We start from the raw sequence: 25,602 nt of genomic DNA on the forward strand, positions 1-25,602 counted from the left end.
ATATTTTTTAAGGATACTCGAATATGACAAATATTCATCGGAAGAGATCCACTCCGTTAAAGTTTCCTTTGATCAGCATAATGTACTGCATAGCGAGAACTACGATCATCAGAAAAGTAGCGACGGATGGAATCACATTGATAACCGATGCGACGTCTCCGATCATGGACCAGCGCCGCAGATACTGGTCGCTCGACATCCGGGCAATCATATGTCCTTGTTCCCGCAGATACGCTGCCGCTTCCAGATCGTCGTCCATCCCTTCGGTTGCGAGCAGAATGGACCGCACTTCTCCAATCAGGGAGTGCCCGCTGCCAAACCGGCTGCAGAACCACTCAATCGCCTCCTCATTCCCTTCGTCCACCGCCACTTCCGAAAGACGGTACAGATCCTGCCGCAGATAGTGAAAGTGTCCGGCCGATTCGGCGCAGAATTGCCCGAACTGGACATAGCCTCTCCGGCGCAGCCGGTTATTCTCATAGAGACGAAGAAAAGAGATGAGTTCGCTGTCTTTTTGCAGCAGCACTCTTCGGTTCATCCATCTCAGCAGCCAGCCCATCGGCATGAAGCGCGCCGGACTGCTTACCAAGAGCAGCATAAGCACGGTCAGCCCATCCGAAGCCGCCGGCGGCTCTTTTCGCAAGAAACAGCTCAGGCTCTGCACACCGAGATAGAGCAGCAACGCCCCGTACCGGAGGAGAGATACGCTTCTTGCCGAGACCGTCAGCCCCGCTCCATCCAAAAGCTGCTGAAGGCTGCTGGCCTTCAGCCGTTCGCCAACCGCCTCCCATCGCCGTCCGAGGCGCTTTAAATAGCGTTCTCTCCCGTTCTCCGCCCCGATCAAGGCCATACAAGCCAAATACAAAACACCCAGAATGGCGACCAGCTGCAACAACCGGCTCATGGCATTCCCCTCCCCTAATGGTAATCCAGCTTCGGCTTCGCCAGGACGGTGCTGACTGCGAAGGACAGGAACAGACCGGCCGCGATGACCATGAAGAAGATCAGCCCGGATCGGGTCTGAAATTGCAGCCGGAAGTATACTCCTGGCCTCAGCATGTACATGAAGGTTCCCACCGAACTGAATAGAACGATCAGATTGCCGTACAATCCGAGACTGATGGCGTCCCTGGCATTGGCCTTGACCGCAAGAATCGTCTCGCGCTGTTCTTCCATAGACCGGGTAAGCGGAAGCAGCGCATTCTTGAGATAGCCTGTTCCTTCCCGCTCGGCATACCGCAGATCGGATACAAAGGCAGCGGCAAATGTTGTGGAAATGGAAGATGCGAACCGGATGGTCTCCTCCCGAAGCTCATGCTCCGTGCTGTACCCGGCAAACGAAGCGGCAAGCCTCTGAAGCGGATAGCGCAGGATGTTGTCTCCGGCCAGCGAAGCCGCGGTCTGTTCCAGCAGCGCATCGACCGGCAAGTGCGTATATTTGGCTGCAAGTTTGACAACCTCCAGCAGGTCGTAGCTTGCTTTGACACGGGTGCCCGCATACCGGTAACGAAGCCTGAGATAAGGCAGGAGCGTAGCCAGCACGGTGAGGAACAGCGCCAGCCGCCATGATCCCGTTCCTGTCCGGGGCGAGGCATGGAGGGTACCGCTCAGCAGCGCATTGTGAAATCCCAGGTAGCCGGGCAGCTCCCGCAGTGTGACCCAGGAGGACAGAAAGACAGTCAGACCAAGCAGAACGGTTCCTGCCAGAAAACGGACTACCGCTATACCCGGAGCATAAAGGGGCGAAGCCAGATAGAGCAGATTGTCCAAATGCCGGCAGAATCGGCACTTTCTTTGAATTTCAGTCCACCTTTCTCCCCCCTCCTTCTCCCGCCGCAGGCCCCCGGTCCGAAAGCCAAGTCCCTCAATCACCGGTACGATCAGCGGCTGAACCAGCAGCCACAGTCCGCAAGCCGCTACGAGATGAAGCGTGAACCGCACCATCGCCAATACTGCCATTTCATCGCTCGCCTCCCTCTTCGCGGAGCACCATGCGGGATTTGAGACTCTCCTTGCGCGGATGGCGCAGCGGCTTCCCGCCGGCCAGCCGGGATAATTCACTTTGGAAGATACGGGCGGAGTCCCGGTCTTTTCCGTTCATTTTGACCCTCATGCACTCGCTGATTCCTTCATGATACCGCCACTCGCCGGCCTCCTTGTCCCAGCGCATCAAATCATGGGCATACACGGAACGGGAGGCCTCGTCGTACACGATCTCCGAAATCCGGCTCAGTCTCTTCTTCCCTGCTCCGGCGCTCTCCAGAATGTAGACAAGCTCGCAGGCTTTCAGCGCAGAGACCAGATGCCCCTTCAGGCTTCCTCCAACCCGGGTCGATACGGCAAAAGCGCCCTGATACGGAATGTCCTCCGGATCAACCGTATGGAAAGTCCCCGTCAGCCCGTCATAGCCCTTCTCGCCGCTCCACAGGTAGAACTCCCATTCGTTGTAGCGCATCTCCGTCATGAAGATAAGATTCGGATCATGCCGCAGCGACTCCATGCCGACTTCCATCAGCTCCTCGTTGGCTGCCTGAATCGGGATAATCCGGTGGCCTTTAATCTGATGGGGCAGCGTGGATTCAGGATGCTTCTCGATCATCACCACGCCCATGCAGGAGTCGGCTCCAAGCAGTTGTTCCCCTACAATCGTGTTGGCAAAAGTCGTTTTGCCCGATCCCACGGCTCCGGCAATGACCGTATTGCGGAAGGTTCGCGCCAGCGCGCGAATCATCGGGACGGCTTCCCCGGGTACACACCCGGTTCCCGCCTGATCGTCGAGATCGAGGAACTCCACCACCTGGCGACGCATCGACAGCGTTGTAAAGCCGTCCCATACCCGGGGCTGCACCCAGATGGCCAGCCGGATGAAGCGTCCGGGCCACAGCGGGTCATCCATTTTGAACTCGGCGGAAGGATGATCCTTGTTCAGCCTCTGCGCAGGATCACTCTTCAGCAGCGCTCTCTTCAATTGCTCTACCCGCTCCAGCGACGGCATCTCATAGGGGTAGGGCACAAATTGCCCTTTCACGTTGTAGAAAATCTGACGGCCGATAATCTGAAGCCCCGTTGACTCGCTGTAAGCCCTGTCCGTAAACCAGCGGTACGCCGGCCCGAACCCCTTCCATTCATGGAACAACGCTTCCGCAGCGCTGTCGTAAGCCTCGGGGAACCTGCCGCTGAAGGGCGTCTTCCTCAGATACTTCTCAATCTCGTTCATGAAAAAGCTGACCGCCTGCGGCTCACCGACCAGCGCCCGGCCGTTCAGCTCGAAATAACTGCCGTCCTCACGCTCCAGTCCGGCCCCCAGCTCGCGCTTCATCACAGACAAGAATTCCTGAAAATCCTCTTGTCCGGCCGGCCTGCTGCGAAGAAGGCTGGCTTTCAAGGAGAACGGCTTTCGCCGGCCGCCTACGGCTGCGGAAGCAGAATGTCCCCTGCCGGCCGTACCGGGAGCCTTGATCCATTTCGCCAACGGGACGCCGGGCCGGCCAAGAGCCGGTCTTCGTATTGCATTCATGCCAATACCCCCTTCTCCCGGCCGCGGCCGGAGAGCCCGTAGGCGCACAGCATCGCTTTTACCTTGCTGTCCAACAGTTGAAGCTCCCGTCTTCCCAGCGGTAGACGTTCTCCGGCCGAGGCATATTCGGGCAGCTCCAGCAGCAGCTCGCAGCCTGTCCGGGCGGCAAGCGTTTTGGCGGACAGGCCGTCGTCGGGACGGCAGCGGTTGACCCACAGCCGGAAGTCTTTGGGGGCCAATCCCAGATGTCCGGCCAATTCAAGCAGGCTGTGCAGCCGGTATTCATGCCGGGGACTCGCTACCATTACGCGAAGCGAAGACTTCTGCAGCGCCGCATACCAGGCTGCGCTCTCCGGAATGGAGCCGCAGTCGGATATCACAATATCGAACTGCGCGGCTGCTTCTGTCAGCAGATACTCCATTTCATCCTCTTGATAGTCCAGCGCGCTTAAATAATCGAAGCTGCCCGGAAGATACAGATAGCCGTCCTGTCTTACCCATTGTTCAAAATCCGTCGGATGCAGCCGTTTGCCGGTCAACTTGGGCCGCAGCCGGTCCAGGCTGACCGAAGGCTTATGGTCATATCCGGGATCGTACACGTTCATGCCAAGCAGAAGGACCCGGCAGCCTGCGGCCGCCATTCGTTCCGCCATCAACCGGGCTGCGCCGGTACAGCCAACGCCCGCGCCGGTTCCGAGAACCGCAATAATATTGGCCCGTTCTTCGGCCTGCCGGTCGAACATCAGCCGAAGCCGTTCAACCAGCGCGGACGGGGTCGTTCGCGGCGGGAGGAACTGAATATCCCGCTCTTCGCACAGCATATGCACCGTACGGTAGCCGCCGATGCCGAACTCGCGGTACCAATACAGCAGCCGGGCATCCGGATACCGCTCCCGAACCCCCGCCAGTGCTTCAGGAGCTACCTGCTCACTGGTCAGAATCAGCAGCCCGTCCTCCACCTGTCCCGGGTCCGGTTCCGATTGGTGATCAATAATTCCGTAGCCCGCATTCCGGATCGCATGAATCGTCAACTGATCCAGTCCCAAGCTTGATATCTTCATGAGAGTTCCACCTTTCTGATCTGCTTGCTACTCCACGCGCACAATCCAGATCCTGCATCCGCTGCCCAGGGCTTTGACCAATGCTTCGCCGTCCTTCCGGGCAAGCCTAAGCTCGGGGACCGCCACTTTACCGGTCGAGGTAAAGCGGTGGTTGTCATTCCCGTTCTCGGTGTCTCTAACATCATTGTTGTCCTCGGTGCGGACATAATTGACCGTCACGCCGCTCAGGAACAGACTTCCGGACGGCGGCTGGACTTCGTTCCCGGAGAGCTCGCCGCCTTCGCCGCGGGCCAGCGTCCTGTCCGCGGAACCTTGAATAAGATACAGATCCACCTTGTCCCGGCTTCGCAGAGACCCGTTGATTGCATAAATACTCTCCTTGGGCACCGGAAAAATCCCCTCTCCGGGCCCCGGTTCCAGGTTGCTTACGTCCACAAGCGACTCTGTCAGAATCATGCCGTCGGTAAGACTGACATTGGCCATTTTGCCTTCCGCCTGTCCAAGCGACACCAACGCTCCCTCCGGGACATCCTGGGACTGTACAGAATCAAGGTACAGGTCCGAGGCAAGCAGCACCCGGTTCTTCGGAAGCAGTCCATAATCTGCCACTTTCACCTTGACAACGGTCCGGGCCAGCACATAAGGCTTAATATATAGATCATATGCCAGCAAACCGCCGAAGCCCGTCACCAGAACCAGAACAGCCAGGATGACATTCCGGCGGAGCCATTGACTTCTCGAGGGCATTTTGCCGCCCCTCCTTTCAACTCCTGCCTTTTTGTTCCTCCCTCCTCATCGCTCCTCCCCATTTCCCTCCGGCAGACATGACAAAACACACCTTGGATATTATTATCCAAAATGTGGTAAAATGCTTTTTTACCTGCGGGAGAGACATATGGGAATGAAAAAGAGCGTGAGGCAGGAGGGGATTCTTGCTTAAAAAGACCGGCAGGGCGGGCACCCCGCCGGGAATAGATTAATTAAATACGACCGTCTTGTTCTGATGTACCAGAATCCGATCTTCAATATGCCATTTGACGGCCCGGGCCAGCACTACGCGCTCAATCGTCCGACCGATGCGCTTCAGCTCGTTCACGTCGTCGCGGTGACTGACCCGCTGCACGTCCTGTTCAATAATCGGTCCGCCGTCGAGTTCTTCAGTAACATAGTGGGCGGTCGCTCCGATAATCTTCACTCCGCGGGCGTAAGCCTGGGCATAAGGCTTGCCGCCGACAAAAGCGGGCAGGAACGAATGATGGATATTGATAATCCGGTGCCGGTAATGCTCAATGAAGGCCGGAGAGATAATCTGCATATAACGAGCCAGAATAATTACATCAATATCATTGCCGATTACCTCGAGCTGGCGGCGCTCGGCCTCGGTCTTCGTCTCCGCCGTTACCGGGATATGATGATAGGGAATACCGAAGGATTCCACGTATTCCTTCATATCCGGGTGGTTGCTGACAACCAGTGCGATATCGGCGTCCAGATCGCCGGCCTGCCATTGCCAGAGCAGTTCAACCAGACAGTGGTCTTCTTTGGATACAAAGATGGCCAGCCGTTTCTTGTGGCTTACCTGGAAGATCTGCCAATTCATCGAGAACCGGCCGGCAATCTCCGCGAACTCGGTCTTCAGCTGTTCAAGCCTGTCATCGAGACCGGGCAGATCAAACTCGATCCGCATAAAGAACATGCCGCCCGCAGGGTCCATTGTATACTGGTCCGACTGGACGATGTTGGCTTCATGATCGAACAGGAAGCGGGATACCGCCGCCACGATGCCCGGACCGTCGGGACAGGAGATCAGCATCCGGGCTCTCTCCGGATAAGCGCTAGTATTTGATGAATGCTCTGGTTTAACGTGAAGTTCCATGATTAGTTGTTCATCTCCTTGCCGGCCAGCCACACCATCAGCCGGTGATTGATCGCTTCTTCGCTAAGTTCCGGGAAGAGGGCGGCTTCTGTCACCATATCATAGAGCCGTTCCAGCGGCTCGCGGGGATCAGCCTTCTTGGCCTTGGCATCGCTCTTCAGAACGTTCCAGACCCCCAGCACATACGGACGGGGCGCAATGTCCCGTTGGGCAAAGAAAGCATGAAGCTCCTCCACCTGTGCAAGAAACTCTCCGCCGAAGCGTTCGCCGACATTGCCGCGAAGCAGCGCAATCTCGGCCTCGTACATCGGACGCTGGGTCTTCGCATCCTTCCCGATCCAAGGCGTCTCCAGAATAAAAGGCAGACCCTTAAGCAGCTCATGATGGACGACCCGGTTGAGCGTCTCATAGCCGATCCAGCCGGAGCCGATTGGCGTATGCCGGTCTTTGCGGGAGCCGGCCGGATTCTTGCTGTCATTGATGTGCACCACGCCGATCCGGTCTAATCCGACAATCCGATCGAATTCCTGAAGCACACCGTCAAGATCGCCGACAATATCGTAGCCGGCATCATGGATATGGCAGGTATCCAGGCAGACCGACAACCGCTCATTATGCTCCACCCGGTCTACAATAGAAGCAATCTCCTCAAAGCTGCGGCCAATCTCGGTTCCTTTGCCCGCCATGGTCTCCAGAGCGATATGAACATCCGTCTCCCGGGTTCCGTTCAGCACCTCGTTCAGTCCGTCGGCAATCCGCTGAATTCCGTATTCCGCATCCTTGTCCGTATAAGCGCCGGGATGCAGCACAATATGCTTCACACCAAGGGCATGGGTTCGATGAATCTCCTCCTGGAGAAAATCGACGGCCAGCTGGTACGTGTGATTTTTGTAGGAGCCGAGGTTAATGATATAGGGAGCATGCACGACAATCTCGTCCACGCCGTTAGCGTTCATGAATGCTCGGCCTTCCTCTACATACATCGTTTCAACTGGTTTGCGGCGCGTATTCTGAGGCGCACCCGTATATATCATAAATGAACTTGATCCGTATTCCTGGGCTTCGTTGGCCGCGCTCAGGAGCCCTTTCGCCGCGCACGACACATGCGAACCTATCTTCAGCATTCAGCTATCCCTCTTTCTTCACGAATTACAGCTTATTTTATCGTGATTGGGATAAGAAATCCATCCACACAGGAGGCACTCCATGAAAGCAGCCATTTGCGGAGGAACCGGCTATATCGGATCAGCACTCGCCAAGTTCTGGATTCAGGCGGGACATGAGGTGTTGATCATTGGACGGAGCCTGCCCGGAAAAGACAGCATCGTGCCCGGTGCAGTCTATCTTACCTGGAATGAATTGCAAGCCGATCCGTCTCCGGCTGAAGGCTGCCGGGTCCTCGTTAACCTGGCCGGAGCCACACTCAGCCAGCGCTGGAGTCCAGACAACAAGCGGCTCATTATGGAATCCCGGTTGAAGACTGTCGCCGCTGCCGGGTCTTTGCTGGACTCACTGCACAGACTCCCGGAAGCCGTTATTCAGGCTTCAGCCGTTGCGATCTACGGCACATCCGAGTCAGCCGTATTCACGGAAGCTTCACCGTCCCGTGTCTCCGACTTCCCGTCTGAAGTCGTCAAGGAATGGGAGGATGCCGCGGACCGTTCCTACCGCGGAGTCCGGCTCGTCAAGCTGCGCACCGGCATTGTGCTGGGCAGCAAGGGAGGCGCTTTTCCGAAGATGAAGCTGCCCTTTCTGCTTGGATTCGGGGGACGGATCGGTACCGGACGGCAGTGGATGTCCTGGATTCACGAGGACGATATGATAGCCCTGATCGATTACTGCTCCCTGAATCCCGTCTTATCCGGCCCCGTCAATGCCGTAGCGCCTATCCCGGTAACCAATGCGGAATTCGGCAGAACCGTTGCCCGCGTCTACCAGCGGCCCTACTGGTTCCCGCTTCCGGCTTCTCTGCTGAAGACCGCTCTCGGCGAGCTGTCACAGATTCTGCTCCGGGGCCAGCGCGTGCTGCCCGCCAAGCTTCAGGAGGCCGGATTTAACTTTGGCTATCCCGAGCTTGATTCCGCCCTTCGTCATCTGAAGTCCAGAGCCTGACCCGCCCGGAACAGGTACCGCCCGCCCGCTATGGTGAACACATCTCCTTCTTGGAGAGGATACTCCTTGTAGGGAATCAGCGGCTCATCGCCAAGCCGTGTTCCGTTGCGGGAATCCAGATCCTTAAGTACATAGGTACCGCCGCTGCGGGAGAGTTCGGCATGAACGCGCGACGCCCCTTCTGTATCCTCCATGTATTGAGCTGCCTCTCTGGAGCGGCCGATAATGAAGCTGCCCCGGTTCAGCGGGATCACTTCCACGCCATCTGTCCCTTCCCGGGTTCGCTCAAGAAACGGCTGGAAGCGGTTCTCGTCTCTCTTCCTCCCTTCCGGTTCCCGGACAAGCAGCGTCGTAGCCGGTTCATCGAGTCTGGCTGGACGCTCTTTCAGGATCTCGCCCGTCAGGCCGGACGTTAGGCCGATCGTTAGGTCAGACGGATCACAATCCACCTGCAAAGACGCAACAGGCCGAGCGGATGGCTTGGTTGGAAGAGAAGCTTGCGGTTTCAAAGTCAAGCCTTCCGCTTCGTACGGTTCCGAGTCCGCCTTCCCGCCGGGCTCCGCTTCCCCTTGGCCGCCTCTCCAGGCTGCCCAGGCCAGAAAGCCCAAAGCCAGCGTTCCCGCCCCTGCCGCAGCCAGAGCTGCACGGCCAGGGTGGTTCAGGTATCCGTAGCGCCAGAGCAGCAGATCCGCCAGAACGCAGCCTGCTATCCAAAACGGACGGTTCCCGCTCTGCCGCCTTCCGGCATTGTCGCCTTCTTCCCCTTCGGCCGATTCCTCCTTCCGGGAAAACTCATTCTCCCTTCCCTTCCGTCCCATGCGCCCCATCGACCACCCGGCCGTCTGTTCTCCGGCAGCCGCAGATTCCCCGGTTCCAAAGAGCGGATATCCCTTGAGCCAATCCGTCGGCTCCGCGGGGCTCGCCCTCTTCTCGGCTTCCTGCGCAGGCAGCGGAGAGATGGTCCTCATAGTCCCCTCCGATAGAAGGGGCTCCTGCTTCTCTCTCAGAAGACCCGGCAGTCCGCTCTCCCCGGACAGCAGAGCGGAGAGAAGGACTTTCCAACCGTTGATCGTGAACTCTTCGCTGCCGGAATAATGAAGAATTCGCTGGATACCATCACCCCTAAGCTCGGTAATGCCCTTCAAAAGCGAAGAGGTCAGCCGCAGTACACGCTCGGCCAGTTCCCCTTCTCCCGGATTCCGCCGCAGCGGAATGTAGGTCAGATACACCCGTCCTGTTCCAAGCTCGCCGTCCACAAAGATATAATCTTCGTGCAGCGCATACTGTTCGGGTCTTAGCATATGAAGAATCCCCTCTTCGAGCGCTTCTGCGATCTGCAACAGCAGAGCATAAAATTCCGTAAGGCCCATTTTTCCGCTCTTCATTAAAGAAGACAGCATCTTCGCCCCGCAGAGCGAATATTCCAGAGTGGCGTTGAAGTCGATCTCTTTGAGATAGAAGGGCAGATGATGGGCAATCTCCTTCGAACCGAGCATCCGTACTTCTACCGGGTTCAGTTCTTCTGCCGGCAATCCGCCGCTGCGCCCCAACACCATCCGGAATCCTTCCAGCTGTACAAAATCCCGCGTCAATCCAAACAACATCTTCCCTCCTCTACCCCGCTTCTCTGAATCAAGCTCCCCACATAGCCAGGAGGGTTCCCGGCACTACCGCAAGCATGAAGGGGAAACGCAGCATCTCCTCCCGCCCTGATCCGGCATACAGCCGAGGATTGCGGGTGATATAGATTCCGGCCAGCATGCCGGCGGCTGTGCGCAGACGCCTGAGTCCTTCCTGTCTCCACAGCACAATGCCCCAACCGATTACCGCTCCGAACAACAGCGAATACAGAAGGGTCTGGACGGTAAAGGCTGCGCCTGTCCAGGCGCCAATGGCAGCGAAGAGCTTAACATCCCCTGCGCCTACGGCTCCGATCCCGTACATGAGCAGCAGCAGAATCAGACCTGCACCGGCGCCCGCCATCGCCGCCGTTATACCGTCCCACCCGCTGATTACAGTCTGTACCGCCACCCCGCCAGCCGCAGCCGGAACCGTGATCCGGTTCGGAATTCTCATGGAGCGGATATCCGTCCACAGGGCTGCCGCCAGAACCGGCGCTACCCCCAACAACTCCCAGTGTTCGATCATTTCTCTCCCCTTTCTGCCTCACGGCGCCCGCCCCGGCTTCTTCATCACTCGGAAGCGGCCCTCTGCGGCAGCGCCCGTCTGACTCTCGACCCTGAACTCAGGCCATGTATCCGGGGTGGTATTGCCGCCCACAATCCATTCCCATTCGATAAAGCCGTCCTTATCGGCATTCTTCCAACCCAAATACTTGGCAACGCTCTTGCCGCTCTTATAGTAAATGGTCAGATTCGCTGATGCATTCGGTGCCAGCCTTATACGGATTTTCCCTTTGCTTCCCGGAAAGGCCGGGTCGGGAACGGAGAGAACCCTAATGGTATCCGTTGAATCGGGCGGCGTGTCTTCCACTGAGGTTCCTTCTGTATTGCCGATCCATACCCGTTCCATAGCGGAGGCTTCCAGAACAATCCGCTTATGAATAAACGGCACCTGCATCGGAAGCGCGTAACTCGCTTGTATTCCGAAATAAGCATCCTGCCCTTCCTCTGCGCCCGGTATCGTAATATTCGATATATGCAGCCGCGTAAAGTCGAGCAGATCCGAGGCCAGATAAGGCTTCATGAGCGGCTTGACCGCCTGGTCCAGCACAGCTTCCGTACTCTCCGCCTGTACACGCTGCAGAGGACCTTCTCCGCGTTCTATGGCTTCCCGAACCCATTCTTTCAGCGGAGAGGGAAGCGCAGACACATAGGCCCCAGCCCATTCCTGCATCGACAGCCGGGGAACCGTCCATTGCCCCGTGTTCAATTCCCGGCCGGCCTGAGACTTCTCTGCGTCGCGGTTCGTTCCGGCCGGCTGATTCGTTCCTCTTCTCTCTTCAAGTGCCAGATTAACCGGATACCAATGGGCTGATGTCATCTTTACCGTATCCGACACGGTACTCTGAAGCGCCGTTGAATAGAGGGTCATCTGCACCATGAAGATCAGGAACAGCACGAAGAGCAGGAAGAACGGCATCAGCATAGCGGCCTCTACGACCAGGACGCCTTCCGTTTCCGATAATCGCCGCAATCTTTGGCGCATGTATCCCATGGCGCTCACCTTCCTAATATGAGAAATCGGCGCGCACCGACCGGAACCGGATTCCGTTCTCGGTCTCTCCCGGCATCGCTCCCGTGTACTGAATCAGCTTCGCGATACCCGGAAGAAACCACAGCCTGATGCCGAACCGGACAGTAGCCGAAGCGTAGGTGCAGCTCTCCTGCGGATTGACTCCGGTATGATAGCGGATCAGTGCCAGCATCCGGGCAAGCTGCGGTTCACCGCTGCCGTGCATGAACAGGAATAACCGAAGGTAATCCCGGTAGGCAAGCTCTGCCGGTATGGAACGGGCCAGCGGGATAGACCCCTTGCTGCACAGCAAGGCCATATCTTTCAATGCTTCGGTAATCCCGTATACCAAGGCTGCCGCAACGATCAGCAGCGGATGGCCGAGACCGGCCTTGGAGGCGAAGCCTTCCATAGTCCGGATGGCCAGGCGTATGCCGAAGATCTCCGCATAGGCGGCCGCAATGTTGGCGCCGGGCTTATCCAGACCGTACAGCACATACTCCAATTCCTGGTCCTCGGGCCCCAATCCGGAGATCGGCCCGCCGGCAGGTCCGTTCCTGCTCTCCGGCGAAGTGCCAAGCGAGGTAATATCGCAGGTCGGAAAATAAAGCGCGGCATATTCACTCTGGAACAGCCGATTGCCCGCTTCCTGAAGGACCGAACCGAGCGCGCCGTACAGCGCGTCGGTGGAACTCATCGAAGCGGCGGCTGCCGCTTCGGGGTCATTCTCCCCGCCGGGCAGTGCGGCCGAAGCAGCCTGGCTGCGGTTGGATGCGGCATTCTCCTGCGCATAGCGCCGGATTGTCGCTAACGCTTCCGCCCCGGCTTGAGATTCTCCGCCGGACCGAAGGCGGCCAAGCACCTCAGACAGACTGCCGAGACTGGTCTTGGCCTCCTGTTCCAGCGCCTTTCGCTCCTCATCTCCGGCACGTCGGCTCTCCACGTCCCTTCGCTCCCGTTCAAGCCTGGTTCCTGAGGCGCCATAATCCCGGACATAAGCATCAAGGCCGGTTGCCGCCGACAGAACGGCGATCTTCAGCCGCTCGCCGTCGGCCCCCGGAGCCGCAGAGGGAGCAAGTGCTGCGGGCAGCCGGTCTGCGGCCGCAACTCCCCGGTCGGCAGCCTGCCGCTGGTCCGAGAGCCACCCGTCCATACTGCTTAGCAGAGAATCCGAAAGAAGAAGCTGCTCTGCCTGTTCTCGAAGATTCGCCGCTTCGCCGGACGCGCTGCCTGCCGGGGGCACCTCCCAAGAGTCGGCGGAGGCATATCCGGCCTGCCTGGGCGAAGCTCTCTCTTCCTCGATTCTCCGCCTCATCTCCGCATTGAGGCTCCCGGCTTCTTCCATGGCCGAACCGGCCTCCTTCAGCAGACGCGCACTCTCCTCCCTGTAATCCCCGACAAGCTTGGCGATATCGGCAATAACCGCGCTTCTCTGCTCCTGGTAACGCGAGATGGCCTCAGTATAGCGAGGCGTCTCCTTCTCGGGGCGGCTCATGTCCGCGCTGCTCTTGCCTGCGTAATCCCGGTACTGAGCTGCGATGTCCGCCGCATTCGCAATCGAACCGAGCGTGCTGTCGGCAATGCTTCCGCCGGGAGGCGCCATAATTCGGTCCAGCAGCTTCCTTGCGGCCTCAGCCGCTTGACGCCGGTTGTCCAGCATCCGGTCCAGCGCCGCCTCACGCCGATCGTACAAGGGTTGAAGATTCGCATACAGTTGTGTGGTTCGGGATGCTTCCTCCATCGCTCCGGATAAGCCTTTGAATTGGCCGGCCAGCTCCAGAGCGGCGTCGATCGGCGCCTTGTATTTCATTTCCTCTGCAATTTGCCGCCGGAATACCGCATAGTCGCCGAGCGGCCTGCTCAAAGACACTTCAGACGAGTCCGCTGTTAGCGGAACGATGTTCATGATGTCATCCCGGCCGCTCCTCTCCAGAGAGCCGTTCAATACCCGGCTCACGGCTTCCTCGGGACGTTCTCCCCCATAGACATAGAGTCCGTAAGCCTGCTGCAGATCGGCATCATACATCGACATCAGGGAACGTACCGCTGCCCGGGCCAGCCTTTCGCCCTGCACATTCGCAGCCGCAATCCGGGAATAGTCAATGAGAACGGCCGTGAACAGAAAGATCAAAGCCAAGGCGAACATCAGAAAAAGGGATACCGATCCATCCGTTCTTCCTCTCTCCCGTATTCTTCGGTTGTGTCCGCCGTCCGCTCTGCGGTTGTCGGGGCGGGTTCTATACAGACTGCGAATCATATTTGTCCTCCTTTCATCCAAGCATGCCAACTTGCGGCATCAACCGCACCGCCTATTTGTCTGCCAGCCTGCCCATAACCGCGGAAGCATCCGTCTTCTTCATTCCGCCGGCCGCTCCCGCCCCGTCCCGCTGAAACTTGGATCCCAGATAACGCATCAGTTCAACCGTACGGATGAACTCAACCGGCTCCGCCACAAGAGAACGGGAGACCGCAGCCGGCTGCGCTTTGTCATTCAGCATGCCGTCTATCACAGGAAGATTCAGAACACGCTTCAGTTGAACCGTCACCCTTCTCCCACTTAGGGCATAGCGGTAATTCAGGGTACCGGACAGCTCCGAAGGGATTCGGGCTGCCGTGTGAAGCAGCTTCGCGACAGGCAGGGAAGCTTTATCTTCGGTTAAGGCATCGCTGCCGGGCATCGGAATCGTTACCCCCTCCGATGCCCCGCCGCCGGAGCCGGTTAGTTGGGCCAGAAGCCGGTCGTCCTTGATGCGCCAATACAGCGAATCAGTCTCCTCGGCCGCGAATGATCCGTCTTCCGCCTTCCGGCTGTTGTCCCAGGTATACGCAGCCCGTTCGGCGGCAGCCGAAGACACCTGCACCAGCATGGTCTTCTGGTAGCTGTAGAGCGCGAAGAACAGCAGCAGCATGACCATCGCCAGCAGAATGGGCAGCAGAAGCGACGCTTCCAGCGTGAAGCTGCCGTCTTCCTCCCTTCCCAGGCTCTTAATCGTTAAAGACCTCCTGGCTCTTGTTGCCCGCGATCGCGAACAGCTTCGTAATCAGATCCTTGATCTTGTCCTTGAAGAGCAGCACCGCCGCTACCAGCACCGCGATAATCAGAATCATCTCCAGAGTCCCAAGCCCCTCTTCTCCATGCCACAGTGCCTTCATCATAGCTGCCAATTCCTTCATCTCCGTTCCTCCTTCACATGTTCAGCATCATTAATGCGGGAGCCCCCACCAGTACCATTACAATCACAAAAATCAGAACCATCGGAAAAATCAGCTTCGATGACGCCTGCTCCCCCCGGGTCCGGCTGACCGCCTTCCGCTTCTCCCACAGAACGCGGGACAGGTCCCGCAGCGCCAGAGCCAGGTCGGAACCTCCTCTCCGGTGGTTCAGAAGAATCGTCGTCGTGAACAGCGACACTTCCTGCACGGCGCAGCGCTTGCTGAAATTCTCAAAAGCCTGCTGAACCGAATAGCCGCTCTCCCATTCCGCCATCAGCGTGAACATCTCGCGGTACAGGGGGTGGTCCGTCCGGTCCCGGCGGCTCTCCATGCAGCGCACAATGGACCGCTGGACCGTCTCGCCCGCGCCGACCAGCAGCAGGATGCCGTTCAGCAATTCAGGCAGCTCCATCAATATCAGTTCTTCGCGCTGTCTCACCTTGCTGTGCAGATCCATTCCCAATGCAGCCGGAACCAGCACAGCCAGCAGCAGTCCCATCACCAGGCCGGCCATTCCCGCCCCCAGCAGCGTCATTGCACAGCCGCCAAGCAGCAACAGCCAGGCATATGCCAGCATCTCTGCCATGAACAGCAGCGTCCGTTCCGAGGATTGGCGGATACCATAGATTCGCTGAACGGAGCGCTGGAGGCGGAGCACATATCCCGGAAAAAGGGCCTTCGCTGCAGGCCGCTCCAGCAATGCCAGCATCGGTTCGCCGGCGGCCCGCAGCCGAAGGCCTTCCATCGGAAGGCTTCGCAGCGCTTTCAGCCGGCTGCTTCTCTCCAGCCGAAGCTTAAGCCCTGCCCATAGTCCTGCCAGCAGTACGGCGACCGCAGCGCAGATCAGCTTCATGCCTCTCCTCCTCTCACAGCGGGATATTCATAATCTTGCTGATCCAGCCATAGCACAGAACAAGCCCGCCCAACGCCAGCGTAGAGATCAACAGACCGACACCGGTGTGCATAGGCTGCATGTAATCGCCGGCTGAGAGGTTCATGAACAGCAGCATAACCAGCGGCGAGAGCAGCAGCGCCTGAGCCTCGAATCTCTTCTGGGCGACGCTGACGGCAATCTCCTGCTCGATATCCAGCTTCTCGCCGATAATGCCGGATGTCCGGCGGACAACCTCGATCAGATCGCCCCCTGTTCGCTTGCAGACGCTGAATACGTCGGCGAACCGGGCGACATCCTCCATCCCTGCCCTGCGGCTGAAGTCCTGCAGCGCCTCCTCGATCGGCTGCCCGTACTCCAGCCGGGTGCAGATGATATTCAGCTCGGCAGCCATGTCTCCGCCCCCGTCGGGGTCCAGCAGCAGCAGATCGCGGATAGCCTCGCGGAACGCATTCTCGACCGAACGGCCGGCCGACAGGGAGGAGGACAGCGAGAACAGCGTCTGCTTGAACTGAAGATTCAGAATCCGGCGGCGGCGGCTCCGCATATAATTCCGGAGCAGGCGCGGGGTGCAGAATCCTCCCGGTACCAGCAGCAGCGCCAGCAGGGGATGGGAGTAGAACAGGAGGCCGACGCCATAGAGAAGCGTGCAGCCGGCGGCCGCAGCAAGCCGGGTCGTCTTTCTTCCGAGCGTATACTGCCTATAGTCCGGAAGGGCGCTCCCCGGCCGGCTTCCTCTTTCGGGCCTTTCAACCCCGTCATTCTTCGCATCCGTTCCATTGTCTCTGCTTCTCCTCTCCTCATCGGTTCCTTTCCTCCATCTCCTCCGCCAACCGCTTCTGTCTGATGCTCTCCCCGCTCCGCTCCGCGCGGAAATCTGAATTTGCCTCATAGGGTTCCTCCTTCATAAGCCTCTGCAGATCTCTGCGGCAGCCGGCCATGTCGATCTTGCCGGTATGCAAAAGGGGATTGCCGGTTCTTTCGAGCGTTCCGCATATCCGCCCTCCGGATTCGCCGTTCTCTCTGAACCGGTACAGCGGATTCAGCCGGATTTCGCCGTTCTCCATGCCGTCCGCTTCGCAGATCTCCAACACGCGCCGAGAGCGGTCTCGCATCCGGCTTAGATGAACGAAGATATCAATGGCCGAACTGATCTGCTGCCGGACGACTGCGACCGGCAGCTCTGCTCCGCTGAGCACCATCGTCTCCAGCCGGCTCAGCATATCGCGCGCGCTGTTGCTATGCCCTGACGACAAGCTGCCGTCATGTCCGGTATTCATCGCCTGCAGCATATCCAGAGCCTCCGGCCCCCGGACTTCGCCGACCACAATCCGGTTCGGCCGCATCCGCAGCGATGACCGGATCAGGTCCCGGATCGTAATCTCGCCCCGGCCTTCGGTGTTCGCATTTCGCGTCTCAAGCGAGACCAGATTCGGGACGGCAACGATGCGCAGCTCCGCCGAATCCTCAATCGTAATCACCCGCTCCTCCGAAGGGATGAATTGCGAGAGCGCATTGAGGAAGGTCGTCTTGCCCGAACCCGTCCCTCCGCTGATGAAGATATTGTATTTGCTCTTCACCAGCAGGCTCAGCAGCTCCGCCGCTTCTCCGGTCAGCGCTTCCCGCTTCACCAATTCTGCCATCGTCATCGGCTCCGCAGGGAACTTGCGGATGGTCATGGCCGGGCCCTTCAGCGCCACCGGCGGCAGCACAATGTTGACCCGCGAACCGTTCTTGAGCCTTGCATCCACAATCGGGGTCGATTCATTGACGGTACGGTTCACCTCCGATACGATCGACTGGATAATATCTTCCAGCCTGGACGGCGATTCGAATTCTTCCTCCAACCGCCGGATCTCTCCTTCCTGCTCGATAAAGATCTCCCGGTGGCTGTTGATCATAATCTCCGTGATCTCCGGGTTATCCACCAACGGCTGGAGAACATCCAGGCCCCGAAAAGAATCGAACAGGCGCCTGACCAGACTCCGCTTCTCCTGGGCGGTCAGCAGGCTCAGGCCGGAGCGGGCAAAGACGGCTCCTTCGATCCGCACCAGCAGCTCATCGTCCGGCACCGCAGCGGTTACATCCAGGCCGGCCCGAATTTCACTGCGCAGCGATTGAAACAGCTCATCGTTCACGGGATGTCCCCCGTTCTCGCCGAACCCCGCGCCATCCCGGGCTCAAGCGCCGAACGGTCGGTAATCGCTTCGCAGAGCCGTTCAATGGCCTGCTGGAATCCCGGCGAGTTGAGGCACAGCTCGCCCCGGTTCGGCAGACTCCATGCCGGCATATACGGCAGCGCCGCCTGAATCGGCATCTCCGGCGGCAGCCGGCTGCGGCTGTCCGTCTCCCCGCAGAAATTGAGCGCGAACCGGCTCTTGTCCAGCAGCGGTCCGGCCATCTCCGGTCGGGAGGAGCGGTAATGCGCCAACCAGCGTTCCGTCTTGTAGAGGCTCGGCTCATCGTCGCGCAGTACCCAGATCAGTTCCTCGCTGCGCCGCAGAACCGCTTCTGCCCGCTCTTCCGCGATGCTCCCCGTATCTGCAATTACCGCATCGTATCCGCCGTCATGCGTCAGCAGACCCAGGAGCCGGTCCGTATCTTCCGCCGTCATCTTCAGCATTTCCTTCACATTCTCTACCGGCCGGAAGGTGTCGCACCGCAGAGCATCGCTGCGGACCGCATAGCGCCCTGCCAACCCCCGGCCCGCTTCTGCCGGAAGCCCCTGCAGCTCATAGAGCAGCCGCTCCAGCCCCGGTCCCGGCGCCGGTGAGGTTCGGAGATACAGCCCGGTGCTGTCGACCGTCTCCAGATTCAGATAGAAGACACGAAGCCCCCGGCCTCCCAGCAGCTTCGCCATATTGAGGGCGACCGTCGTCTTCCCGCAGCTTCCGGAGCCCGATACCACACCGATCAGACGGGTCTCTCCCTTACGTCCGCCGCCGGGGAACCGGGAGCCTCCGCAGAGCTGAAGCATGCAGCCCAGCAGATCCGGGAGCGGCTGGTACTTCGCAATGCTCCGGCCGGGTTCGCTTCTCCTCTCCCGGTTCTCCGGGGAGTTACCCCCGGGACCGCCTCCTTCCTCCAGCACCGCCCACGGCACCTCGCTTCTCCCTCCGACCAGCCAAACTTCCACAAAAGCGCGGTCGCCCACAACCGCATCCGGCCGGTCCTTCCCCTGCATATAAGCGGCGAACAGTTCGGGCCGGCTGAAAGCCTTGATTCCGATCTGATCGCGGTAACCGCTGCGCTGCACGTAGGCAAGCAGAGGCTCGATATATTCGTTCTCCCGCACAGCAAGTACAATTCGGGCAGCCACTGCGCTCCCTCCTCCCGGACAACAACGCAACAAAAAAAGCACCGTTCACAACCGCAAATCTGCGGCTGTTGAACGGTGCTTCCGTCGTCATCCCTATAATTTACATACATAGTAGCATATAGAGAAGGTACGTACAATATTTAAAAATCGCTCTATTCATCTCTGCTTGTATGCATGGATGCTTCCTTGCCCGGCGGGCCCTCCGGCTCCTCCGGCAGGAACCGGTCCCGGATGCCCGGGGCCGGCAGCAGGCAGCTCTCGTCCCGGCCGAACCAGCGGTACCGGTTGCGGGCCACGAATCGGTAGGCCGCGTCGCGAACGGGACGGGGAACGAGCATGAAGCCGTACAGCAGCGGCCACGGATTGCGCAGTCCCCGCGCAATCCGGAGCGCGGCGGCCGAATCCGTATAGGCCCGGCCGTCCTCTACAAGGACGACCGAGTCCATCCGGCCGGGGGCAAGCCCCGCGGACCGGAGCAGGCTGGCGCCGGCTGCGCTCTGCAGCGCAGCGAAGCGGAATTTCCCCGCCGGATCGCGGGGAATGATAAACCGGACCGCCCACTGGCACAGGTGGCACACGCCGTCGATAAGGACGACGGGGCCGTCTGGCCCGGCGGGGGCTTTTGGCGAAGCATCGTTCATGTTCTCCCCTCCTTCCCGCTTGACAGGCAACAAAAAAACGCGGGGACTCCCGCGCTTGTGACTCTGATGACTATTCGGCGATGGATTTCTCGATCCAGGTGTTGCTCATCTGCTCTTCAAGTTCCGGCGTGAACGCATCCATGCACTTGCAGATAAAATCCTTGCGGCATACCGGACAAGGCGTCTTGAGCAGGCGGCTGATGTTCGTCATCTTCCATTCCGGGTAACGGTTATAGAAGGCGCGGCATTCCGTACCGTCGGCAAGCTTGATTATAAATTCGTACAAGCCCTCTTTATCGTTGCTGCTGGCTTTGGTCACGTTCGTAATATTCGGTCTGTAAGACATGCTTCATCACCCATCGCTTCTAGATTTAATACCTAGACATCTTAAAGAATTTTGAGGGGGATGTCAACCAAGCCGCCGTCCCGTCTACAGAACGTTCAGTTCAACGGGGATATTGCCGCGGGTAGCCTTGGAGTACGGGCAGAAGTCATGCGCCTTGCGGGCCAGATCCTCCGCCAGCGAACGCTCAATTCCCGGCAGCTTGATGTCCAGCCGAACCGCCAGTCTGAACCCGCCGTCGGTATCATCCTTGCCGATCGTGACATTGGAGGTGACTTCCACATCGGTCAGCCGTACCTTCTCCTTGCGGGCGATATTCGCCAGCGCGCTCTCATAACAAGCCCCGTAGCCGGCTGCAAACAGCTGCTCGGGATTCGTCCCCGTTCCGCCGGAGCCTCCGAGTTCCTTCGGCATCGTCAGGTTGGACTTGAGCGCACCGTCGGAGGTCTCAAAAGAGCCTTCGCGTCCGCCGTGTATCGTTGCGGTTGCCGTATAGAGCGGCTTCAGTTCATTCGTCTCGCTGTTCATTCCTAATCCTCTCCTTCAGCTGATATTCTTCGCGTTTGGGCACCCGCCCATACTTACCATTTACACGCCGGGGGAAGATTGAAACGCCATTGACTGTTTGAATTAATGGTATACAATTAAGTTGTTGAAAATACATTACAGGAGGAATCGACCATGAGCGTCTATGAATTCCGGGCCCATACGCTACGCGGGCAGGAGGAGTCCCTGTCCCAATACGAAGGCAAGGTGCTGCTGATTGTCAACACGGCCAGCAAGTGCGGTCTGACCCCGCAATATAAGGGACTTCAGGAGATCTACGACAAATTCAAGGACCGCGGGCTGGAAGTGCTGGGGTTCCCGAGCAATCAATTCGCCGGACAGGAACCGGGCAGCAGCGGAGAGATCGAAGAATTCTGCCAGCTCAATTATGGCGTTACCTTCCCGATGTACGAGAAAATCAACGTGAACGGCAGCGGCGCCCATCCCCTGTTCCAGTATCTCTCCAAGGAAGCACCGGGCGCGCTCGGCTCCAAGAGCATCAAGTGGAACTTCACGAAGTTCCTGGTGGACCGCCAGGGAAGAGTGCTTAAGCGCTATGCCCCGGCAACGACGCCCGACCAGATCGAGGACGACATCCTGAAGCTGCTGTAGCCAAGCTGCTGTAGCCGCGCCGCCGCTCTGCTCTAACCGATGATTCACTTTTTCCCGCCAAAAAACCGCCTTCACGATAGGAAGGCGGTTCATAGGACAGTTAAGGGCGGCCCGCAGGCCGCCCTTCTTCAATTCTCCGGGAACAGTTCTGTAGAGAGATAACGCTCTCCGGTGTCCGGCAGCAGCGTAACGATGGTCTTGCCCCGGTTCTCGGGGCGGCGGGCTATCTGCAGGGCGGCGCAGACCGCAGCCCCGGACGAAATGCCCACCAGCAGTCCTTCCCGGCGCGCCAGTCCCTGCGCCATGGAGATCGCCTCCGCATTCTTGACCGTCAGGATCTCATCGACCACTTCCGGATGGAAGTTCCCGGGCACGAAGCCTGCTCCGATGCCCTGAATCGCGTGGGCTCCCCGGTTCCCGCCGGAGAGGACCGGCGAGCTTGCCGGTTCCACCGCCACGATGCGCACGTCCGGCTTGCGGGCCTTCAGCGCCTCGCCGACGCCGGAGATCGTGCCTCCGGTGCCTACGCCCGCCACGAAGATATCCACCTGGCCATCCGTGTCGCGCCAGATTTCTTCGGCTGTGGTCGCCTTGTGGATCGCCGGATTCGCCGGGTTCTCGAACTGCTGGGGAATGAACGAGTTGCCGATCCGGGCCGCCAGCTCCTCCGCCTTGCGGATGGCGCCGGCCATCCCCTCGGACGCCTGGGTCAGCACCAGCTCCGCGCCCAGCGCCTTCAGCAGCTTCCGCCGCTCGATGCTGAACGACTCCGGCAGAATGATAACCAGCTTGTACCCGAGCGCCGCCGCCGCAAAGGCAAGACCAATGCCGGTATTGCCGCTGGTGGGCTCGATAATGGTCGTCTCCTTGTTGATCAGCCCGCGTTCTTCGGCATCCTTCAGCATGGCATAGCCGATGCGGTCCTTGACGCTTCCCGCCGGATTGAAATACTCCAGCTTCGCAAGAATGCGCGCCTGGGCGCCTTCCTCGCTACCGAGGCGCGACAGCTCCAGCAGCGGGGTATTCCCGATTAATTCGGTAAGATTCTTCGCAATTCTGGCCATTTCTGTGCCCTCCGTTTCTCAAATAGAACGTATTTAAGCAAAAAGGCCCCGGTTCTCCGGAGCCTTCCCCTGATCTTATAATGCGGTAGAGAGGACTCGAACCTCCACGAGCTTACGCCCACTACCCCCTCAAGATAGCGTGTCTGCCATTCCACCACTACCGCGTAGAAACAATAATTCTTCAAGACCAGCGATAATGATTATACCGCGATCAGAAGCAAAAGTAAAGTGCCTTCTTAATGATTCTCTTCCTTGTCTTCCTGCCGGGTCTTCCGGTAAGCGGCAAAAGCCAGATATTCGCGGATGAACGCTTCCTCTTCGGCCTCCAATTGGCAATTCGATTGCCGCATAGAGTCCAAAAAATAATCGACGCCGCCTTCGCGGACGGTCGATGAAGGCATTTTACCCAGAATGAGCCAGTCGAGACTGACTCCGAAGAAAGCGCCGATCTCGATCAGCTTATGGGTTCCCGGCGTTGTCTTCCCGCGCTTCCAGTCTCCCAGATTCCCTGTGCTGATTCCCAGCTTCTCGCAGAACGCCTTCTTGGTCATGCCGTTGCGGTCGATCAATAATTCGATTCGGTCATAAATGGATTGCATCGCATTATCCGCCTTCCATAGATTCAGAATAAAGAAGATTCAAAAAAGACACTTATTTACGTAATTATGTATTGAAATAACACTTAAAAAAGTATATACTTACAAATATTATATATTGACCTATATTATATCATACCTAACGGATCGACGATAAGAGGTGAGTCCCTTGAACAGCAAACAGCCCATCACTCCCTACGGCTGGGCAATCAAGCAGCGGCTGGCGGAAATGATGCTGGACCAGAAGGAATTCTGCGCCCGCTACGGCATTCCTCCCTACCGGTTGTCCAACCTTATTCACGGCACCAGGCGCGCGCAGCGCTACCGGGATCAGCTGGAGGAATTGCTTAATCTGCCCGCCGATGAATAACGGAACTGCCGATCAAGGAGGAACTGCATTGCCCATACCTACGCCGGCCGTATTCTCGGCCATTCACGATCACTACCCGCATGCGGCCGTCGCGCTGGCCCCGGACGGCTGCATACTCGATGTCAACGCCCGCTGGATCGCCTACGGGCTTCATTCCGGGCTCTCCGGGCGGTTCGACTGGCACGGAGCGAACTACTTCGAGATGATGGAGGAACTCGTTCTCGGAACCGGGGCCACCGCTTCGCTTCGCCGCCAGCTGGACAGCCTCTTCGCCGGCGAGCGGCTGGTCTACAGCGGAACCTATTCCAAGCCTTCCGCCCTTCCCGGCCGCAGATGGTTCCTCGTTGAAGCCTTCCCGCCGTTCGGTTCCCATTCGCTGCCCTATCCCTATCTGTACCTCTCTCACCGCGATCTCCGCATCGCGGTCCGCAGCGCCCCGCATCGGGACGCCGGATTCAAGCCGGCCATCAGCCGCCGGTATCTTCCGATCTGCGCCGCCTGCAAGTCCGTTCCCGATTCGTCCGGGAACTGGACCCCGATCGAGCAATTCTTGAAAGAGCGGCTTCAGGTGGAGCTGACCCACGATATTTGCCCCTCCTGCATCGCCGAGCTCTATCCCCAATACGCCGGCGGACTCAATCTGGCGGGAAGCGGACACTAGGCCCGGGAACAGCAAAAAACCCTTGAATCATCAAGGGTTCCAGCTTGTTGCTTATTATGCGGTAGAGAGGACTCGAACCTCCACGAGCTTACGCCCACTACCCCCTCAAGATAGCGTGTCTGCCATTCCACCACTACCGCATAGATGACCCGTAGGGGATTCGAACCCCTGTTACCTCCGTGAAAGGGAGGTGTCTTAACCCCTTGACCAACGGGCCTCATTTCCTGTCACAACAAAAATGAGTATACCAGAGAATCCCGAGGTTTGACAAGCCTGAATTTCAAAAAAAGACGGACGGCGTCTCCGCCGCCCGTCCCGGTCCTTCTGCTCGGCCCGCGGCGCCCTTCTCCACGGTCGGGTTACGGATTGACCTTGGTCTCAAAGGTCTGCTTGCCGTCGACAAATTTCAGAACGACGGCGGCTTTTACCGGGTCATGCGATTCGTTCAGCGTAATTTTGCCGGTCGCCAGCTGCAAATCCTTGGTGGCGGCCAGCGCCTCCTTGATCTTCTCCGGCGCGGCTTCGCCTGCCCGGCTAATAGCGTCCGCCACCAGCTTCACGGCATCATAGCCGAGCGCCGCCATGCCGTCGGGTACGGAGCCGCCGTTGGCCGCTTTGTAGGCCTCCACGAAATCGGTCACTTCCTTGGCCGTATCTTCCGGCGAGTAGTGGTTGGACATGTACGTATTATTGAGCGCGTCCTTGCCCGCAATCTCGGCCAGCTGCGGCGAATCCCAGCCGTCGCCGCCCAGGAACGGAACCGTCAGGCCGACTTCGCGAGCCTGCTTCAGGATTTTGCCGACTTCTTCATAATATCCCGGCACATAGACGACATCGGGCTTCGCTTCCTTGATCCGGGTCAGCACCGCCTTGAAATCGGAGTCCTTCTGCTGATAGGATTCCTGGCTGACGATTTTGCCGCCGCTCTTGGTAAAGGTCTCTTCAAAAAATTTCTGCAGCCCCTTGGAGTAGTCGCTGGAAGCGTCCGTATAGATGACCGCCGTCTTCGCCTTCAGATTGTTCGCGGCAAAGTTCGCCATCACCTGGCCCTGGAACGGATCGATGAAGGCTGCCCGGAATACCCAGTCGTTGACCTTCTTGGAACGTTCGTCCACCGTTACCTTCGGATTGGTGGCGCCTACGGCGACGAGCGGAATCTTCTTCTCGGTCACAACCGGCACAATGCCCAGCGTATTGGTCGAGGTGGTCGCTCCGATGATGGCCACGACCTTGTCGCTGGAGATCAGCTTCTGGGCGACCTGGGTCGCTTCTTCCGATTTCGAAGCATTGTCCGATACGATAAGCTCCAGCTTCTTGCCGAGCACGCCGCCGGCATCGTTCAGCTGCTGAACGGCGAGCTTCGCTCCCTTGGAAGCGGAATCGCCGAAGGAAGCCTGACCGCCGGTAAGCTCGAGGTCGGCTCCAATCCGGATGGTGTCTCCGCCGGAACTGCCGGCTGCGGCGCTGCCGTCGCTGTTCTCCTTATTGTTGTTCCCGCACCCTGCCGCCAGCACGGCGGTCAGTACGGCAGACAATACGATGGCCCCGATTCTTCTCTTCATTCTCCCAGCCTCCCATTAAGTT

Annotated in this window: 27 protein-coding genes and 3 tRNA genes; 4 read left to right on the forward strand and 26 right to left on the reverse strand. The window is 58.6% G+C overall.

Annotated features, from left to right (window positions below; all coding sequences use genetic code 11):
- Positions 1–34: 34 nt before the first annotated feature.
- The 7 genes from RBI05_RS09475 to RBI05_RS09505 all read right to left on the reverse strand — a co-directional run bounded on the left by RBI05_RS09475 (position 35) and on the right by RBI05_RS09505 (position 7,578).
- Entirely contained in the window at positions 35–904 is an 870-nt protein-coding gene (locus RBI05_RS09475; RefSeq protein ID WP_310550908.1) for a hypothetical protein, read from the reverse strand.
- Positions 905–918: 14 nt separating this feature from the next.
- On the reverse strand, positions 919–1,959 hold the full coding sequence (locus RBI05_RS09480; RefSeq protein WP_310550909.1) for a hypothetical protein: 1,041 nt from the start codon (positions 1,957–1,959) through the stop codon (positions 919–921).
- A 1-nt stretch (position 1,960) separates the two neighbouring features.
- Positions 1,961–3,517, reverse strand: coding sequence for an ATPase, T2SS/T4P/T4SS family (locus tag RBI05_RS09485; RefSeq protein WP_310550910.1), 1,557 nt, complete (start codon positions 3,515–3,517; stop codon positions 1,961–1,963).
- Positions 3,514–4,578: a hypothetical protein gene (locus RBI05_RS09490; RefSeq protein WP_310550911.1), complete on the reverse strand. Its 1,065-nt coding sequence runs from the start codon at positions 4,576–4,578 to the stop codon at positions 3,514–3,516. Before RBI05_RS09490 ends, RBI05_RS09485 begins: the two co-directional genes overlap by 4 nt.
- 27 nt (positions 4,579–4,605) lie before the next feature.
- The gene (locus RBI05_RS09495) at positions 4,606–5,325 is read right to left on the reverse strand and encodes a CpaB family protein (protein WP_310550912.1); all 720 of its coding nucleotides are present in this window, start codon (positions 5,323–5,325) and stop codon (positions 4,606–4,608) included.
- Between the two features lie 229 nt (positions 5,326–5,554).
- Complete coding sequence (gene purU / locus RBI05_RS09500; RefSeq protein WP_150458079.1) at positions 5,555–6,454, reverse strand: formyltetrahydrofolate deformylase; 900 nt, start codon at positions 6,452–6,454, stop codon at positions 5,555–5,557.
- Positions 6,455–6,456: 2 nt separating this feature from the next.
- Positions 6,457–7,578 carry a deoxyribonuclease IV gene (locus RBI05_RS09505; protein ID WP_310550913.1) on the reverse strand — a complete coding sequence of 374 codons (1,122 nt, stop codon included), beginning with the start codon at positions 7,576–7,578 and terminating at the stop codon, positions 6,457–6,459.
- 82 nt (positions 7,579–7,660) lie between these two features.
- Here RBI05_RS09505 and RBI05_RS09510 point away from each other — a divergent pair, with 82 nt between their 5' ends.
- Positions 7,661–8,566 (forward strand): TIGR01777 family oxidoreductase, encoded by a 906-nt coding sequence (locus RBI05_RS09510; protein WP_310550914.1) that lies wholly within the window; start codon positions 7,661–7,663, stop codon positions 8,564–8,566.
- Here the strand turns inward: RBI05_RS09510 and RBI05_RS09515 are convergent.
- The 13 genes from RBI05_RS09515 to RBI05_RS09575 form a co-directional block, all read right to left on the reverse strand.
- Positions 8,545–10,170, reverse strand: coding sequence for a DUF6382 domain-containing protein (locus RBI05_RS09515; RefSeq protein ID WP_310550915.1), 1,626 nt, complete (start codon positions 10,168–10,170; stop codon positions 8,545–8,547). The genes RBI05_RS09510 and RBI05_RS09515 overlap by 22 nt on opposite strands.
- A gap of 28 nt (positions 10,171–10,198) precedes the next feature.
- A complete protein-coding gene (locus tag RBI05_RS09520; protein ID WP_310550916.1) occupies positions 10,199–10,714 on the reverse strand; it encodes an A24 family peptidase in 516 nt (171 codons plus the stop codon).
- 18 nt (positions 10,715–10,732) lie between these two features.
- Positions 10,733–11,743, reverse strand: a complete 1,011-nt coding sequence (locus RBI05_RS09525) for a pilus assembly protein (protein ID WP_310550917.1) — start codon at positions 11,741–11,743, stop codon at positions 10,733–10,735.
- A gap of 13 nt (positions 11,744–11,756) precedes the next feature.
- The gene (locus RBI05_RS09530; protein WP_310550918.1) at positions 11,757–14,018 is read right to left on the reverse strand and encodes a hypothetical protein; all 2,262 of its coding nucleotides are present in this window, start codon (positions 14,016–14,018) and stop codon (positions 11,757–11,759) included.
- Between the two features lie 52 nt (positions 14,019–14,070).
- Positions 14,071–14,751: a TadE/TadG family type IV pilus assembly protein gene (locus RBI05_RS09535; RefSeq protein WP_310550943.1), complete on the reverse strand. Its 681-nt coding sequence runs from the start codon at positions 14,749–14,751 to the stop codon at positions 14,071–14,073.
- Positions 14,747–14,935 (reverse strand): Flp1 family type IVb pilin, encoded by a 189-nt coding sequence (locus RBI05_RS09540; RefSeq protein ID WP_310550919.1) that lies wholly within the window; start codon positions 14,933–14,935, stop codon positions 14,747–14,749. Before RBI05_RS09540 ends, RBI05_RS09535 begins: the two co-directional genes overlap by 5 nt.
- A gap of 13 nt (positions 14,936–14,948) precedes the next feature.
- Entirely contained in the window at positions 14,949–15,827 is an 879-nt protein-coding gene (locus tag RBI05_RS09545) for a type II secretion system F family protein (RefSeq protein ID WP_310550920.1), read from the reverse strand.
- Between the two features lie 13 nt (positions 15,828–15,840).
- Positions 15,841–16,758: a type II secretion system F family protein gene (locus tag RBI05_RS09550; RefSeq protein WP_310550921.1), complete on the reverse strand. Its 918-nt coding sequence runs from the start codon at positions 16,756–16,758 to the stop codon at positions 15,841–15,843.
- A complete protein-coding gene (locus RBI05_RS09555) occupies positions 16,667–18,004 on the reverse strand; it encodes a CpaF family protein (RefSeq protein ID WP_150458068.1) in 1,338 nt (445 codons plus the stop codon). The genes RBI05_RS09550 and RBI05_RS09555 overlap by 92 nt, the downstream gene beginning before the upstream one ends.
- A complete protein-coding gene (locus tag RBI05_RS09560) occupies positions 18,001–19,185 on the reverse strand; it encodes a P-loop NTPase family protein (protein ID WP_310550922.1) in 1,185 nt (394 codons plus the stop codon). The genes RBI05_RS09555 and RBI05_RS09560 overlap by 4 nt, the downstream gene beginning before the upstream one ends.
- A gap of 152 nt (positions 19,186–19,337) precedes the next feature.
- Positions 19,338–19,826, reverse strand: coding sequence for a thiol-disulfide oxidoreductase DCC family protein (locus RBI05_RS09565; protein ID WP_150458066.1), 489 nt, complete (start codon positions 19,824–19,826; stop codon positions 19,338–19,340).
- Positions 19,827–19,896: 70 nt separating this feature from the next.
- Positions 19,897–20,172: a hypothetical protein gene (locus RBI05_RS09570; protein WP_150458065.1), complete on the reverse strand. Its 276-nt coding sequence runs from the start codon at positions 20,170–20,172 to the stop codon at positions 19,897–19,899.
- An 84-nt stretch (positions 20,173–20,256) separates the two neighbouring features.
- Positions 20,257–20,676: an organic hydroperoxide resistance protein gene (locus tag RBI05_RS09575; protein WP_310550944.1), complete on the reverse strand. Its 420-nt coding sequence runs from the start codon at positions 20,674–20,676 to the stop codon at positions 20,257–20,259.
- A 174-nt stretch (positions 20,677–20,850) separates the two neighbouring features.
- Here RBI05_RS09575 and RBI05_RS09580 point away from each other — a divergent pair, with 174 nt between their 5' ends.
- Positions 20,851–21,327: a glutathione peroxidase gene (locus RBI05_RS09580; RefSeq protein ID WP_310550923.1), complete on the forward strand. Its 477-nt coding sequence runs from the start codon at positions 20,851–20,853 to the stop codon at positions 21,325–21,327.
- Between the two features lie 128 nt (positions 21,328–21,455).
- Here the strand turns inward: RBI05_RS09580 and cysK are convergent, their stop codons facing one another.
- The 3 genes from cysK to RBI05_RS09595 all read right to left on the reverse strand — a co-directional run bounded on the left by cysK (position 21,456) and on the right by RBI05_RS09595 (position 22,990).
- A complete protein-coding gene (gene cysK, locus RBI05_RS09585) occupies positions 21,456–22,391 on the reverse strand; it encodes a cysteine synthase A (protein WP_150458063.1) in 936 nt (311 codons plus the stop codon).
- Between the two features lie 81 nt (positions 22,392–22,472).
- A tRNA-Leu gene (locus RBI05_RS09590) sits at positions 22,473–22,555 on the reverse strand.
- A 72-nt stretch (positions 22,556–22,627) separates the two neighbouring features.
- Positions 22,628–22,990, reverse strand: coding sequence for a helix-turn-helix domain-containing protein (locus RBI05_RS09595; protein WP_310550924.1), 363 nt, complete (start codon positions 22,988–22,990; stop codon positions 22,628–22,630).
- A 166-nt stretch (positions 22,991–23,156) separates the two neighbouring features.
- On the opposite strand from RBI05_RS09595, the gene RBI05_RS09600 reads away from it, so the two are divergent.
- Positions 23,157–23,357, forward strand: a complete 201-nt coding sequence (locus RBI05_RS09600; protein ID WP_150458061.1) for an XRE family transcriptional regulator — start codon at positions 23,157–23,159, stop codon at positions 23,355–23,357.
- 28 nt (positions 23,358–23,385) lie between these two features.
- The gene (locus RBI05_RS09605) at positions 23,386–24,018 is read left to right on the forward strand and encodes a hypothetical protein (protein WP_150458060.1); all 633 of its coding nucleotides are present in this window, start codon (positions 23,386–23,388) and stop codon (positions 24,016–24,018) included.
- A 57-nt stretch (positions 24,019–24,075) separates the two neighbouring features.
- Here the strand turns inward: RBI05_RS09605 and RBI05_RS09610 are convergent.
- The 3 genes from RBI05_RS09610 to RBI05_RS09620 form a co-directional block, all read right to left on the reverse strand.
- A tRNA-Leu gene (locus RBI05_RS09610) sits at positions 24,076–24,158 on the reverse strand.
- Positions 24,159–24,163: 5 nt separating this feature from the next.
- Positions 24,164–24,235: transfer RNA gene (locus RBI05_RS09615), tRNA-Glu, on the reverse strand.
- 142 nt (positions 24,236–24,377) lie between these two features.
- Entirely contained in the window at positions 24,378–25,580 is a 1,203-nt protein-coding gene (locus RBI05_RS09620) for an ABC transporter substrate-binding protein (protein WP_310550925.1), read from the reverse strand.
- Between the last annotated feature and the right edge of the window lie 22 nt (positions 25,581–25,602).

It is taken from the genome of Paenibacillus glufosinatiresistens (assembly GCF_031470375.1).
Taxonomy (GTDB): Bacteria; Bacillota; Bacilli; order Paenibacillales; family Paenibacillaceae; genus Paenibacillus_AQ; species Paenibacillus_AQ glufosinatiresistens.

Bases quoted from the DNA above. Each gene is read 5' to 3' on its own strand.
- RBI05_RS09475 (WP_310550908.1), bottom strand. From the start codon at position 904: ATGAGCCGGTTGTTGCAGCTGGTCGCCATTCTGGGTGTTTTGTATTTG.
- RBI05_RS09480 (WP_310550909.1), bottom strand. From the start codon at position 1,959: ATGGCAGTATTGGCGATGGTGCGGTTCACGCTTCATCTCGTAGCGGCT.
- RBI05_RS09485 (WP_310550910.1), bottom strand. From the start codon at position 3,517: ATGAATGCAATACGAAGACCGGCTCTTGGCCGGCCCGGCGTCCCGTTG.
- RBI05_RS09490 (WP_310550911.1), bottom strand. From the start codon at position 4,578: ATGAAGATATCAAGCTTGGGACTGGATCAGTTGACGATTCATGCGATC.
- RBI05_RS09495 (WP_310550912.1), bottom strand. From the start codon at position 5,325: ATGCCCTCGAGAAGTCAATGGCTCCGCCGGAATGTCATCCTGGCTGTT.
- purU (WP_150458079.1), bottom strand. From the start codon at position 6,454: ATGGAACTTCACGTTAAACCAGAGCATTCATCAAATACTAGCGCTTAT.
- RBI05_RS09505 (WP_310550913.1), bottom strand. From the start codon at position 7,578: ATGCTGAAGATAGGTTCGCATGTGTCGTGCGCGGCGAAAGGGCTCCTG.
- RBI05_RS09510 (WP_310550914.1), top strand. From the start codon at position 7,661: ATGAAAGCAGCCATTTGCGGAGGAACCGGCTATATCGGATCAGCACTC.
- RBI05_RS09515 (WP_310550915.1), bottom strand. From the start codon at position 10,170: ATGTTGTTTGGATTGACGCGGGATTTTGTACAGCTGGAAGGATTCCGG.
- RBI05_RS09520 (WP_310550916.1), bottom strand. From the start codon at position 10,714: ATGATCGAACACTGGGAGTTGTTGGGGGTAGCGCCGGTTCTGGCGGCA.
- RBI05_RS09525 (WP_310550917.1), bottom strand. From the start codon at position 11,743: ATGGGATACATGCGCCAAAGATTGCGGCGATTATCGGAAACGGAAGGC.
- RBI05_RS09530 (WP_310550918.1), bottom strand. From the start codon at position 14,018: ATGATTCGCAGTCTGTATAGAACCCGCCCCGACAACCGCAGAGCGGAC.
- RBI05_RS09540 (WP_310550919.1), bottom strand. From the start codon at position 14,935: ATGAAGGAATTGGCAGCTATGATGAAGGCACTGTGGCATGGAGAAGAG.
- RBI05_RS09545 (WP_310550920.1), bottom strand. From the start codon at position 15,827: ATGAAGCTGATCTGCGCTGCGGTCGCCGTACTGCTGGCAGGACTATGG.
- RBI05_RS09550 (WP_310550921.1), bottom strand. From the start codon at position 16,758: ATGAGGCAAATTCAGATTTCCGCGCGGAGCGGAGCGGGGAGAGCATCA.
- RBI05_RS09565 (WP_150458066.1), bottom strand. From the start codon at position 19,826: ATGAACGATGCTTCGCCAAAAGCCCCCGCCGGGCCAGACGGCCCCGTC.
- RBI05_RS09570 (WP_150458065.1), bottom strand. From the start codon at position 20,172: ATGTCTTACAGACCGAATATTACGAACGTGACCAAAGCCAGCAGCAAC.
- RBI05_RS09580 (WP_310550923.1), top strand. From the start codon at position 20,851: ATGAGCGTCTATGAATTCCGGGCCCATACGCTACGCGGGCAGGAGGAG.
- cysK (WP_150458063.1), bottom strand. From the start codon at position 22,391: ATGGCCAGAATTGCGAAGAATCTTACCGAATTAATCGGGAATACCCCG.
- RBI05_RS09595 (WP_310550924.1), bottom strand. From the start codon at position 22,990: ATGCAATCCATTTATGACCGAATCGAATTATTGATCGACCGCAACGGC.
- RBI05_RS09620 (WP_310550925.1), bottom strand. From the start codon at position 25,580: ATGAAGAGAAGAATCGGGGCCATCGTATTGTCTGCCGTACTGACCGCC.